Origin of the sequence: Bacillus sp. EB106-08-02-XG196 (assembly GCF_013396335.1) — a bacterium.
Taxonomy (GTDB): Bacteria; Bacillota; Bacilli; order Bacillales; family Cytobacillaceae; genus Neobacillus.
The window spans coordinates 174,137-187,125 of sequence record NZ_JABWSY010000010.1; the positions used below are offsets into that span (position 1 = coordinate 174,137).

Below are 12,989 nucleotides of genomic sequence, written 5' to 3' on the forward strand. Positions count from 1 at the left end.
AATAATCAAAAATGAAATTTAACAAAGCTTTCTTTATAAAAATGAAAAGGAGAATTCATCGTGAGTACTACAAGCCTCATACTGATCTATTTGGCCGCAGCACTGGCTATTAGCAGGCTTCCTATGTTTAGAGTTTATTTTTCCCTATGTAATACATTAATTGAGAAGATCATTCATGTTTTAGCAGTTGTGGTTACGAGAGAAGGAAAATCAAATAAGATTAAATTGTACAAAAACGGCTCAGGCGAGACAACAAGCATTGTCAATTCGAAAATTCAAAAGGTAATGATCGTTTATATTGGATATACGGGTACATTGTTACTAGCAATGGGTTTATTTTATTTACTATCATTTAATCAGTTTCATTTCGTTATTTATTTCTTTATCGGTCTAATGGTAATCTCTATTTTACTTTGGATTCGCAACCTTTTTGGGGTTTTGTGGGCACTATCATTTGTCGTGATATTAGCTTTACCACTGTATTTCAGAAATGATTTAGCAATCATGCATATTAGTATCTTTTTATCCTCATTTATTCTCATTCAAGCTATCATAAATGCCTTCCAAGTAATAAGACAAAGTTTTAGGACTGGAGGAAAACTGGGCGCTCTAGCAAAAATCTCAAGGGCACCAGCTATTATTTGTGGAATCGCTTTACTTGGCCAGTCGCTCTATGCAGCTTATTTTATTTTCAATGAAGTTCTAAATTACAAGGCAGCTATGATAAGATTTGAATTGTTAGAGATCATCCAGATAATGGAGAAGTTAATCACCTGATTAAAGGGGTTCTAAATCATGAAAATCTTATTAGCAGAAGATGATTCACAGCTAGGTGAATTAATTGTATATATGCTAACGAAAACCGGATACAAGGTAGAGTGGGTGATGGAAGGGGAGGATGCGTATTATTACGCTTCCAATGCACACAATGATGTCTTAATCCTGGATTGGATGATGCCAAACGGTGATGGAGTCGATGTCTGCCGCCGGTTACGGAAGCAAGGATATTCAGGTGCCATCCTGATGTTGACGGCAAAGGACACTGTAGAAGACCGGATTGAGGGATTAGATTCTGGGGCGGATGATTACCTTGTAAAGCCTTTTGAAATAGGAGAATTGCAGGCGCGGCTGCGAGCTCTCTCACGGCGTAATTATGCACCAATTTTAGAAGAGGAAATTATGGTACAAGGTTTGGTTCTGAATCGGAATAGTCATGTGGTACGTATGGGGATTGTGGAAATCCAGTTAAGCCCACGGGAATACCAGCTATTAGATTTATTAGTCCAAAATAGGGGACAAGTTATCCCTCGTGAGGTCATTTTGGAGCGGATTTGGGGTCTTGATTCGGATGTAGCCCTTAAGACAATAGATGCAACCGTTAAACTTATTAGGAAAAAGTTGGACATAGTCGGAAAACAGGAGTTGATCCAAAGTATAAGAGGGGTAGGGTATAAGCTTGAAAACTAACATTCTTTCTTTCTTCAGCTTATTAACAAACCTTGGTGAGAAGGATGTTTTTAAAAGTACCCAGGGTCGCCTTACTCGTATTTATAGCGGATTGCTGATTTTATTTCTCATCCTCTTTATTATGATTGTTTATTCAGTACTTTATTTTAGTATTTTAAAGAATCAGGAGACCGAACTTGAAACATTAGTGAATCAGGAAGCGGGATTTTTAGAGGATTATTTAACGACAAATGAAAAAAGTGATTTCCGCGGGATTCAGAATCAAGAGGTAGTGTTTGCTGGAGTCAATCAACTATTTTATTATGTTGTGAATTCAAATGGAGAATTGATTATGGGAAATGAAGCAGATCAGCGAACCAGATCTGCTATATTAGGGATTTTGAATAGGAAGGTTTTGGACAATGGAGAAATTATTAAGGAAACCCTACATCTAGAAGGAAGCGAGAAAGGCAGAGGAAAACCTGGCGGATTTTTTCAGCGTGAGCCCGAGAGAGATATCCGCCTAATGATTGCCAGCCAGTCGATATACGATAAAGGTCGTTTTGTAGGTAAATTGTTTATTGGTAAGGATATTACCTTTGCCTATCAACTTTTCCATTGGTTATTAATTATCCTTTTAGTAATTGGAATTGTGTTTGTAGGTCTGGCTCTGCTAATTAGTACTGCCATGTCTAAAAAAGCAATGATTCCGATTAGCAAGGCTTTTGCTAGACAGCGGGAGTTTGTGGCAGATGCATCCCACGAGCTGCGAACGCCCTTAAGTGTGTTGTTATCTTCTTTAGACGCAATAGACATGACGATTGATACGAAGGATGAGGAATTCGCCGGTAAGCTGCTATCCAATATGAGGCAGGAAGTGAAACGGATGACAAGCTTGGTGAGTGATTTATTGACACTAGCGCGTTCCGATTCAACTATCATCGAACGGAGAACAGAGACGTTTGACTTTCTTCCTCATACTGAAAAAGCAATTGAATCTGTCCAGCCACTAGCAGACTCAAAGCAAATAAGGCTCCATTTTGAGGCTCCGGATTCACTGATGGCAACGGGAGATTCGGAGAGATTATCTCAACTGCTATATATACTTTTAGACAACTCTATTAAATACACACCAAATAATGGTGAGGTATGGCTCTTCCTTTCAAGGGAAGGGAATGAATTGTGTATGAGAGTAAAGGATACGGGGATCGGAATCAAAAAAGAGGATTACCATCGCATTTTTGAACGATTTTATCGAGCTGACAAATCTCGTTCGCGACAAATGGGAGGGCATGGATTGGGATTGTCCATAGCAAAATGGATTGTAGAAACACATAAAGGAACAATTAACATTTCAAGTGAATTAGGAAAAGGAACTATATTTACAATTCGAATCCCACTTAATCAGTAATAAAATTGGTTCCCAAATTGGTGCCTGTCACCGCTCGTGGACACTTTCCACCTGAGGCGGACAGTACCCAGCCCCAAAATGCCTGATCCTTCATCGAGGGTCAGGTATTTTTGGATAGACCACTTGAAAGGTGTTTCCCCATGGAGACGGTTAATTTCAATAAGATAACTGATAAAATTACATAATACCAAGGATCCCACCAGACCTGGCTGTGAAGGATTCCTGCTTTTTGCAAGAGAACGTTCACTGTATACATCAAAAGGGGAGTTAACACATATTTCAACCATTTTAACTTCCAATGTTGTTTGGCTATCCATACGTAGAAAAGACAGGCGCCTACATAGAAGATGGCACTGAAGGCAGTGGTATCTTGGGAGTGACTTTCATACCAGCCGAGCTCATAATATCTATTGGACAAAAACATAATAGGCATAATGTGCAAAGAACCAGAGAAGGGACCAACAATTAAAAAAAGGAATATTGTATGCAAAAATCCTTTTAACGGATTCGATAACAGTTGATGGAACACTTTTGCTAATGGAAAGTAAACAAGTAATCCCAGAGATGTGTAACCAATCTTCCACCAATTGTGGGAATAGATATTTAGCTTTAGAAATGTCCATTCAATCCCTGCAATCAGGATAACTAAAACGATAATCCATATCCAATTTTTTCTGAGAATAGCAATGAAAGTTGCTATAGCTGGTAAGGTTAGAGCATTCGAGGCAATGGCACCCAAATTACTATCATAGAACGAATCGTGCTTAATAAGTTTGGGATAATACTGATAGCTATGAGCAAAGTTATAAATCACTGCTTCTATGAGATACCCTAGACCGACCATGGTGACAAAAAGCAATAAACTCCTGCTGTTTCTTGTTTTTATATATACATAAATTAACAGAAGAATACTTAAGATACCTAATCCCAGATACATGTAGGAATTAAACTCCATTTTTATATCTCCTTCTGTTTTTATTGTTAGCAGGTAGTTTTTATCAAAGTGGAGAATTTATGCAAATTGTTTGAAAAAAAAATATACTATTCCGACTTGACTGATAGGAATATGTATATTAGTATTTTCATAGACTAATTTACGCAAGACAAAATATATATTAATAAAAGGGGGAATTAAGATGAATGCAATTCTTATCATTGTGAATGTTGCAGTATTGCTGTTACTCATGGTTGGTTTGCGCATCATGGCAAAGAAACATGTATCATTCTCAAAACGTGTATTCGCTGGTTTAGGTTTAGGACTTATCTTTGGTTTTATTATTCATTTAATTTACGGTACAGAATCTGAGGTTACAACGGAATCAATCGCATGGTTTAATATTGTAGGATCAGGTTACGTTAAGTTACTACAAATGGTGGTTATGCCGCTTGTATTCATTTCAATCGTAGGAGCTTTTACAAAATTAAAATTAACGAAGAATATCGGAAAAATCAGCATCCTTGTAATTGGAATTTTACTTGGAACAACTGCTATTTCTGCAGCAATTGGAATTGGTACATCATTAGGATTTGGTCTTGATGGTATCGAACTGACTGAAGGTGAAGCAGAAGCGGCTCGAAATGCTGCGTTAGAGGAAAGAGTTGTTACGGTTGAAGCAATGACCATTCCTCAACAAATCCTTGAGTTATTCCCAGCAAATCCGTTTGCAGATTTAACAGGTGCACGTGCAACTTCAACGATTGCTGTGGTTATCTTTGCGGCTTTTATCGGGATAGCTTACCTTGGAGTAAAACGTAAAGAGCCAGAACATGCTGAACTTTTTGCGAAAATTATTGATTCTCTATATTCAGTAACGATGAGAGTTGTTACGTTAATCCTTCGTTTAACGCCATATGGTATTTTGGCAATTATTACAAAGGTTGCAGCAACAAGTAACTATGACGCAATTGTAAAATTAGGGAAGTTTGTCATCGCATCATATGTAGCACTTATTCTTGTGTTTATCGTTCATTTATTATTATTGTCAATCGCAAAAATCAACCCAGTTAATTATGTGAAAAAGGCATTACCAACCTTAACATTTGCCTTCACTTCACGTTCAAGTGCAGGAACATTACCTTTAACGATTAAAACGCAAACGAAAGACTTAGGTGTTTCTGAAGGGATTGCAAACTTTGCAGGTTCATTTGGACTAACAATCGGTCAAAACGGATGTGCAGGTGTGTATCCAGCGATGTTAGCGGTTATGGTTGCACCAGCAGCCGGTATTGACCCGCTTAGCCCAGGATTTATTATCTCACTAATTCTTGTCGTTGCCATTAGCTCATTCGGTGTAGCAGGAGTTGGCGGCGGTGCGACATTCGCAGCACTAATCGTATTATCTGTTATGAACCTTCCAATTGCAATTGTGGGTCTCCTAATCTCAGTAGAACCACTAATTGACATGGGACGTACAGCCCTAAACGTAAGTGGAGCCATGACATCCGGAGTACTAACAAGCAAAGCAACAGGTGAATTCGAACAAGAAGTATACCAACAGCCCAATATTGTAGAAGCATAGGGTGAACACCTTTTAGGTGTCACCTTGGTGACAGGCACCACTCGTGGACATTGTCCGTGTGGTATGGACACTTTGGGATTTACTGGATAGTCGTGAGGACTATCCAGTTTTTTTGTGGATAAAAAACTAATTAAACGTTTGATTAAAACGGATGGTAAACTAATCAAACGATTGATTAAAAGGCTATAAACCGTTGGTACTATTGGGTTTGTAAATTGTCGTAATATAGGTTATTAATGTAATTGTTTACCATTAATTTTGCTGTTATGATTGAAGTAGTTATAGAGAAATGGAGGTTTTCCACATGAAGTATCGCAGATTAAGATTCCAAATTTTGAACCGTTAACTAAATAACGTTCAAGCTCTGCCATGCGTGCGGAGTAAATGGGATGGGTCTGCCTTATTTTTAAGGAAACCTTTATTTTACGGTAGGTAAAAAAAGATTGCTGTCTTTAAAAATAATAATGAATACGAATAATACCAATATTTAAACAGTGCAGGTATTTTCAAGCAGGAGTCCATACAAAACCAGATAAGCAATTATCGGGTATTTTTTGTATTGTCTTTTCCATTTACGAAAGCACAGGCAGCAGTCTGTGTTTTTTACTTTTCCAAAAGGAATGGAGGAAGAAAAGATGAGAGAAAAGGCTATTTTAATAGGAGTGAATGTAAATCATCAACCTGACTTTCATTATTCAATGCAAGAATTGAAGAACTTAGCCGCTGCCTGTCATATAGAAGTTGTTGGGGAACTGACTCAAAGTTTAAGTCGATTCAATAAGACTCATTATATCGGTACAGGGAAAATAACCGAAGCCATTCAGCTCCTTGAGAAGCTGGATGCAGATGCTGTCATCTTTAACGATGAATTAACAGGTTCGCAAATTCGTAATTTGGAGAAAGAACTCAACAGAAAAGTAATCGATCGGACAATGTTGATTTTGGATATATTTGCGCAGCGTGCCAAAACAAGAGAGGCACAGCTTCAGGTCGAAATGGCAAATCTTCAATACATGCTTCCTCGTATCGCTGGTCAACGTGAATCCCTAGGCCGGCAAGGTGGTGGAGTTGGCTTAATAAATAGAGGATCTGGTGAAACAAAATTAGAGCTCGACCGGAGGAAAATCGAAGAAAAGATTACTGCTTTAAAGAAGGAATTAGAAGGAATTGTTACAAAAAGGGAAACGTTGCGAAATCAGCGTAAGAAAAGTGGTATCCCGCTCGTTTCCTTAGTTGGCTACACAAATGCAGGCAAGTCAACCATCTTAAATGCTTTGTTAAAAAAATCTAATCATTCCTTTCATAAACAGGTATTTGAGAAAGACATGTTATTTGCAACCCTTGATACATCAGTGAGAAAAATAAAACTATCTAATCATCAGCCCTTCTTACTATCTGATACTGTAGGGTTTGTAGATAAGCTTCCACATCATCTTGTTAAAGCCTTTCGTTCAACCTTGGAAGAAGCAGCAACTGCCGACGTACTGATACATGTTGTCGATTGTTCGAGTCCGAATCATCAAAAACAGATAGAGGTAACCAATCAAACGCTAAGAGAAATGGGAATTGAGAATATCCCAACCATCTATGCATTTAATAAGGCTGATTTGGCAGGAGAGGAATTTCCATCAGTCAAGGGGAATAGGGTCTATCTTTCTGCCAAACAAAACATTGGATTGGATGAATTAGTTGAAAGGATTAACCAGCAGATTTTTAAAAATCCGATTCATTGTGAAATGCTTATTCCTTTTGATGATGGGCGATTAATCTCCTATCTTAATGAGAATGCCAATGTGCTCTCCACAAAATATGAATATAACGGCACTTTATTATCGCTAGAATGTAACAGCAATGATTTTGAAAAATACCACCAATATGTCATCTAAAAAGGAAACCCCTTCAATGACGGATTCATTGAAGGGGTTTTAGAAATCTTAAAAAGCTATTCCTTTTTTCCAAGACCATGCATGATAAATTGGATGGTCCGTTCAATTTCAAGCTCATCATCCCAGTCCAAATGAGGAAATAGGATATAACGGGAAAACAAGAAGCCGAGAATATTGGTGATCGTTAACCTCGCTATACTTTCTGGAGGCATATCAATGAGCTGCCCTTTTTCTTGATAGCCGACGATTACTTTTTCAACCCGGACGAATATATTTTCTACAACGAGATGAAAAAATTGTTCACGCAATTCCGGTTGAAAAGGAATTTCTTGCAACATGATTTTCACGACTGGGAGCATTCGGATAAGGAGATCTCTTCTATTTTCAATGGTTGCTCTCAAAAAATCCTCGACTGTTTCAAATTCCCGTTCAAGCACTTTATTAAAGTCCTTTACCACTAAAGGGGCAATGAATTTTGTCATCAAGGGGGCAACAATGGAAACCAACAATTCCTTTTTGGTTTTATAATGCCGAAAGATGGTTCCTTCGGCTACACCCGCCTTTTTGGCAATCTCACTCGTCGAGGAAGCAGCATATCCTTTTTCAGAAAAGGTTTCAATAGCGGCGACAATGATTTTCTTTTGCTTATCCGTTAATTTATCTTCATCAAATAACTGTTGGAGCATTAATTCTTCTTCAGTCATTGTTAACTCCTTTTTTAATACCAAAATCAAAAATTATATCTTCCTATATTTCTTCAATGCTACTACATTTAAAACAAGGAAGACAAGGGCGAAGCCCAATAGCACCAAAAGTTCGTCCGTGATTGCACGTAATCCTAACCCTTTATACATGACGTCCACTAAGGCACTGCCGCCATAATACATCGGCATACATTTAGCAAGAACCTGCATCCAGCCTGCCATAGACTCAAAAGGGAAGATACCTGCAAAAAAGACCTGTGGAATGATCGCAATCGGAATAAATTGCATCATCTGAAACTCTGAGTTCGCGAATGCAGATAGAAGTATACCGAGTGACAACGCCACTAAAGCTAGAGTTAAATTAATGATCACTACATTCCAGAACGAACCTACAAGCGTTATATCTAATACTTTTACGGCATAGGTAACAACAATAATCGTTTGCACCACCGCGAATAAACCGTATCCTGATAGATATCCAAAAACAATATCTCTTCTAAGAATAGGTGTTGCAAGTAATCGTTCAAGTGTACCTGTGGTCCGTTCCCGCAGCAAAGCAATCCCTGAAATTAAGAACACGAAGAAAAAGACAAAGAATCCAACTAGGATCGGGCTTAACTGATCAAAAAAGATTGTATCTTTATTTCCGTATATATAAGAAGTATTTATTTCAGGGGCTTTTACCTGCTCCATCTTAACTGGAACTCCTGGAAGCTGACTCTTAATACTTTCCATAAAGGTGGTTAAATTTGTGGCTTGTTCTTTAGTCTTTTCAGCTGAAATGGCTTGTTGAACTTTGACTTGTAATGCTTTTGCTGCAGTAGGCTGGTCATTTGTAAGGGTCAACGAAATTTCTTCTCCAGCAATTTCAAGGATTCCATCTAAGTCTTTATCGAATAAGAGGTCTTCTGTATTTTCTTCTACCAGCAGGACTGTGATGTCCGTATCTTTTAATCTCTCGACTAGCTTGTCATCGGTATTGATCACACCAAGTCTGGGATTGACAGTATTCCCGGCAAGGAGATAATCAAGGAGGGTAAGAACCAATAATGGCGCCACCATCATTAAGGCTAATGCCCGTTTATCACGTAACATTTGGTGGAATATCCTTTTAATCAAAGCTATTATACTCATAGCTGTTTACCCCCAGCCTGCAAAAATACCTCTTCTAAACTTGTAATCCCATACTGTTCTTTCAATTCTGCAGGAGAACCGCTTGTGATGATTTCACCATCTCGTACCATAGCCAGCCGGTCACATTTCTCTGCTTCATCCATTACATGGGTAGTCACCAAAATGGTTTTTCCTTCGTTTTTTAAGCGATATAACTCAGCCCAAATCGACAGTCTTAACTCGGGGTCTATTCCAACCGTCGGCTCATCCAAAATAAGGATTTCTGGGTCCTGTATCAAGGCAACTGCCAGAGATAACCGTCGCTTCATACCTCCAGAATAGTTTTCGACCTTCTTTTTCAAATCAGCTCTAAGATTCACTAAATCAGCTGCATAAGCAATCCGTTCTTTTTGGGCATCCTTTTTAAGTTTAAAAAGGGAGGCAAAGAATGCAAGATTTTCCTCACCTGTTAAATCGGAGTATAAGGCATCCGCTTGGGCCATATAGCCGATTCTCTGTAAAAGCTTCAAATTAGGAACAGCAGTATTCAATACTTGGACATCACCTTGGCTCGGCGAATCCATGCCCACGATAATCTTTACCAAGGTTGTTTTGCCTGAACCTGAAGGACCGATTAATCCAAAAATTTCTCCTGGTTCCACCGTTAAGTTGATCTGATGGAGGACTAACTTTTTTCCAAAGCTTTTGCTCACTTCATTTATAACTACCGTTGATGCCATTCTTAATCAACCCTCTCTAAAATGAGTGATTACTCACTCTGATTATATCAAATCATCTAATCTGGTCAATAGAAATCACAAAGTACATTTCTAAAAGTTTTTCGTCAATATGTTATACTATCTTCACATAGTATTCGGGGGTGATAAGATGGCACGGGAACGTAAATTCAATACAGTGGATTTATTTCATGAAGCAAAACGGCTGCTTCTAGAGCATGGATATGACGGTTTCACCTTCAGCCTGTTAGCGGATCGAATGGAAGTATCTAGAGCAGCATTATATAAATACTACGAAAATAAAGAAGAACTAATTACTGATTTTATGATTTACGAAATGGAACAATATCTTCATGAACTAAAAGAAATAGAAAAACTCAGCGGGTTTGAAAAGCAATTCGACTTTCTAATGGATTTTATTTTTACAAAAACAGAAATACATCATCTAATTAAAGCAGCATTGCATGTAATAGCAAAATTAGAACAATCAAACATAAACAAAGAAAAGCTGATAAAGCTTCCTTTAGAAATGTACAGGTATTTAAATAGTTTTATCCTTAATGGCAAGGAAGAGGGGAAACTGAAATCCCATATTCCGGATAGTCTTTTTATAGGATTTATCCTTCAGAGTGTTGCCATTCCCAATCATTTTGGAATTCCCCATCAAGAATGGCTAAAATCAATAAAAGAAATCATTCGTCAGGGAATGTTCAATAACTGATAATTGACACAAGTGTCACTTTGAAAGATAATGAAGTTGTCATTGTGTCAATTATTTTTTATTTAAAGTTACATTGGTGTCACTATGCTACGATGAAGGAGCTCAAAAGTATGAATTCATTCTTACAATCGGTAACCGATCGTGTTACCTCAAAAAGGGGAATGTGGATAACACTTGGAATCTGGCTTTTAGTAACCATACTGCTTTCAGTCCTTGCCCCAAGTGCGAAGGAATACGAGGTATCGAGTATTGACAGTATTCCAGCAGATGCAAAATCTATTATCGCCCAAAATAAAGTAGACACCTATTTTAAAAATAATGAAGGAATACCAGCGATATTAGTTTTTCAATCGGACGACAATAAAGTGGAGTTAGCCGATTTGAACCCGCTATTTGAAAATATTGACCAAGTAGAAGGAATAAAGGAGTATGTTCCGTTAACTGGTATGCAGCCTCAGGCGACTGCAAATTTCTTCTCAAAAGATCAAAGTACGCTGATTCTTCCGATAACGTTCGAATCTTCTTTAGAGTCAAAGGAAATAAGGACGGCGCTTGAGCAAATTGAAGAAATTGTTAAGAATAATACAGAATTAACATTATATTCAACCGGTCCTGCAGGCATTGCGGTGGATTCCCTCAATCTCTTTTCCCGTGCTGATTTAGTTTTGTTATTTTCAACTGTAGGATTAATCTTAATCTTATTGATTGTGATTTACCGTTCTCCATTATTAGCTTTGATACCGCTGTTTGCAGCAGCATTTGTTTACCAGGTAGTGAATCAGATACTAGGGTTGATGGGGAAGGCAGGATTGCTGATTAGTAGTCAAACATTTTCAATTATGACCATCCTTTTGTTTGCAGCGGTCATAGATTATTCATTATTCGTCTTCTCACGTTACCGTGAGGAATTGAAAAAATTCGAAAGCAAATTCGATGCGATGAAACATGCGATGAGAGAAACAGGGACGCCAGTTTTCTTCTCAGGAGGAACCGTTTTAGCGGCAATGCTGGTCCTGTTCTTCGCTAAATTTGGGGATTATCGTAATTTTGCACCTGTTTTCGCAGCAGCAATGCTTGTGATTATGCTAGCCTCAATTACCCTTGTACCTGCCTTGTTTACGTTGTTTGGAAGAAAATCCTTCTGGCCTAAGATTCCAAGAGTGGGTGAGGAAAGTGTTAAATCTAGTTCAATATGGAGCAGGATTGGCAAATTTGTCGTAAAAAAACCAGTACTATCCGCTTCCGTTATCGGTATCATCCTTCTAGCTTCTGCCCTTAACATGTTTAATTTAAAGTATGAATTCGATACGATGAAGTCTTTTCCGAAGGATATGCCTTCAAGACAGGGCTATGAAATATTAGAAGAAAAGTTTGAAAAAGGTGATCTAGCTGCAACTACTGTATTGTTTGAAGCGAAAGAAGAGATAACGCCTGAACAGCAAGGTGCATTGCTTGAAACTCTTGCAGATCAAGAGCTAGTCAGTAACGTCCGGCCGAATGGTGTTACAGCAGATCAAAAGGTAGTCCAATATAGTCTCACGTTTAAGGAAAGTCCTTATGCGGTAGAAACCATGGATGCGTTGAAAAAGATGAGAGACAATGCTGATAAGCTGTTAGCAGAAAATAATCTTGAAGGTGAACTTCATTTTGCAGGAGAAACAGCTAAGAAAGTAGATGATCGTGCAACAAACGATAGGGATCTAATCGTGATTGTTTTACTAGAATCACTGTTAATCTTCGCCATGCTAATTGTGTTAACTAAATCATTTAAAATGCCAATCTATATGATGGGAACGATATTAATTTCATTCTTAGCTGCCGTTGGTTTAGGAATGTTCTTAAGCAGTTTGTTTTTTGATATCGACACCATCAGTAATCGTGTTCCGCTATACTCGTTTGTCTTTTTAGTGGCACTTGGGATTGATTACAATATCATTTTAATTTCAAGATTTATGGAAGAAAGAAAAAAGCATTCTGTTAAAAAGGCAGTTGAAATTGCTGTATCAACTACTGGCGGTGTTATTTCTTCAGCAGGAATTATACTTGCAGCTACCTTTGCTGTATTGATGACCCAGCCTATCCAATTATTGTTCGTATTTGGTTTTATCGTTGCAGTCGGTATTTTATTAGATACGTTCCTAATTCGAGGAATCTTATTACCAGCCTTAATCATATTCTTTGAAAAAGATAATCCAGCTGCAGCGAAGGATCTTCAATAAAAACGGAGTACCAAGGAGCCCTATCCTTGGTACCTCTTTTTTGGTTATAACTCCCAAATAAATAAAGATTTTACTTATGGTAATAGACAATATTCTGGTTTATTATATAGAAAGAAAAGTATGATTTTTTGGGTGGGAGTTCATTGTTTTTATTAGATTATATTGTAAATCTCTCAATTTTTTCACTATTGGTTAGTACACCTCTAGTTGTCCGCTCGTTTTTTAATTATAGG

General features: G+C 37.8%; 11 protein-coding genes. 7 read left to right on the top strand and 4 right to left on the bottom strand.

The window, feature by feature from the left end; all coding sequences use genetic code 11:
• Positions 1–60 precede the first annotated feature (60 nt).
• The 3 genes from MLOOGBEN_RS17000 to MLOOGBEN_RS17010 are packed head-to-tail and all read left to right on the top strand — an operon-like array spanning position 61 to position 2,857.
• A complete protein-coding gene (locus MLOOGBEN_RS17000; protein ID WP_179159460.1) occupies positions 61–777 on the top strand; it encodes a M50 family metallopeptidase in 717 nt (238 codons plus the stop codon).
• A gap of 18 nt (positions 778–795) precedes the next feature.
• Positions 796–1,467, top strand: a complete 672-nt coding sequence (locus MLOOGBEN_RS17005) for a response regulator transcription factor (protein WP_179159461.1) — start codon at positions 796–798, stop codon at positions 1,465–1,467.
• Positions 1,457–2,857: a sensor histidine kinase gene (locus tag MLOOGBEN_RS17010; protein WP_256989135.1), complete on the top strand. Its 1,401-nt coding sequence runs from the start codon at positions 1,457–1,459 to the stop codon at positions 2,855–2,857. The genes MLOOGBEN_RS17005 and MLOOGBEN_RS17010 overlap by 11 nt, the downstream gene beginning before the upstream one ends.
• 100 nt (positions 2,858–2,957) lie before the next feature.
• Here the strand turns inward: MLOOGBEN_RS17010 and MLOOGBEN_RS17015 are convergent, their stop codons facing one another.
• A complete protein-coding gene (locus MLOOGBEN_RS17015) occupies positions 2,958–3,812 on the bottom strand; it encodes a hypothetical protein (RefSeq protein WP_179159462.1) in 855 nt (284 codons plus the stop codon).
• Between the two features lie 181 nt (positions 3,813–3,993).
• Between MLOOGBEN_RS17015 and MLOOGBEN_RS17020 the strand changes: the two genes are divergently transcribed.
• Complete coding sequence (locus MLOOGBEN_RS17020; protein ID WP_179159463.1) at positions 3,994–5,376, top strand: L-cystine transporter; 1,383 nt, start codon at positions 3,994–3,996, stop codon at positions 5,374–5,376.
• A gap of 620 nt (positions 5,377–5,996) precedes the next feature.
• Positions 5,997–7,262: a GTPase HflX gene (gene hflX / locus MLOOGBEN_RS17025; protein WP_179159538.1), complete on the top strand. Its 1,266-nt coding sequence runs from the start codon at positions 5,997–5,999 to the stop codon at positions 7,260–7,262.
• A 56-nt stretch (positions 7,263–7,318) separates the two neighbouring features.
• Here hflX and MLOOGBEN_RS17030 read toward each other — a convergent pair whose 3' ends face one another.
• From MLOOGBEN_RS17030 to MLOOGBEN_RS17040, 3 genes are read right to left on the bottom strand one after another with little or no spacing between them, the layout of a single operon-like run.
• Positions 7,319–7,966: a TetR/AcrR family transcriptional regulator gene (locus tag MLOOGBEN_RS17030; protein ID WP_179159464.1), complete on the bottom strand. Its 648-nt coding sequence runs from the start codon at positions 7,964–7,966 to the stop codon at positions 7,319–7,321.
• Positions 7,967–7,999: 33 nt separating this feature from the next.
• Positions 8,000–9,100 (bottom strand): ABC transporter permease, encoded by a 1,101-nt coding sequence (locus MLOOGBEN_RS17035; RefSeq protein ID WP_179159465.1) that lies wholly within the window; start codon positions 9,098–9,100, stop codon positions 8,000–8,002.
• Positions 9,097–9,819, bottom strand: coding sequence for an ABC transporter ATP-binding protein (locus MLOOGBEN_RS17040; protein ID WP_179159466.1), 723 nt, complete (start codon positions 9,817–9,819; stop codon positions 9,097–9,099). The genes MLOOGBEN_RS17035 and MLOOGBEN_RS17040 overlap by 4 nt, the downstream gene beginning before the upstream one ends.
• Before the next feature lie 148 nt (positions 9,820–9,967).
• Between MLOOGBEN_RS17040 and MLOOGBEN_RS17045 the strand changes: the two genes are divergently transcribed.
• Both MLOOGBEN_RS17045 and MLOOGBEN_RS17050 read left to right on the top strand, forming a co-directional pair.
• The gene (locus tag MLOOGBEN_RS17045) at positions 9,968–10,537 is read left to right on the top strand and encodes a TetR/AcrR family transcriptional regulator (RefSeq protein WP_179159467.1); all 570 of its coding nucleotides are present in this window, start codon (positions 9,968–9,970) and stop codon (positions 10,535–10,537) included.
• 110 nt (positions 10,538–10,647) lie between these two features.
• Positions 10,648–12,756 (top strand): MMPL family transporter, encoded by a 2,109-nt coding sequence (locus MLOOGBEN_RS17050; RefSeq protein WP_179159468.1) that lies wholly within the window; start codon positions 10,648–10,650, stop codon positions 12,754–12,756.
• Positions 12,757–12,989 lie beyond the last annotated feature (233 nt).

Coding starts and splice junctions, on each gene's coding strand:
- MLOOGBEN_RS17030 (WP_179159464.1), bottom strand. CDS start 7,966: ATGACTGAAGAAGAATTAATGCTCCAACAGTTATTTGATGAAGATAAA.
- MLOOGBEN_RS17005 (WP_179159461.1), top strand. CDS start 796: ATGAAAATCTTATTAGCAGAAGATGATTCACAGCTAGGTGAATTAATT.
- MLOOGBEN_RS17020 (WP_179159463.1), top strand. CDS start 3,994: ATGAATGCAATTCTTATCATTGTGAATGTTGCAGTATTGCTGTTACTC.
- MLOOGBEN_RS17050 (WP_179159468.1), top strand. CDS start 10,648: ATGAATTCATTCTTACAATCGGTAACCGATCGTGTTACCTCAAAAAGG.
- MLOOGBEN_RS17040 (WP_179159466.1), bottom strand. CDS start 9,819: ATGGCATCAACGGTAGTTATAAATGAAGTGAGCAAAAGCTTTGGAAAA.
- MLOOGBEN_RS17045 (WP_179159467.1), top strand. CDS start 9,968: ATGGCACGGGAACGTAAATTCAATACAGTGGATTTATTTCATGAAGCA.
- MLOOGBEN_RS17035 (WP_179159465.1), bottom strand. CDS start 9,100: ATGAGTATAATAGCTTTGATTAAAAGGATATTCCACCAAATGTTACGT.
- MLOOGBEN_RS17015 (WP_179159462.1), bottom strand. CDS start 3,812: ATGGAGTTTAATTCCTACATGTATCTGGGATTAGGTATCTTAAGTATT.
- hflX (WP_179159538.1), top strand. CDS start 5,997: ATGGAGGAAGAAAAGATGAGAGAAAAGGCTATTTTAATAGGAGTGAAT.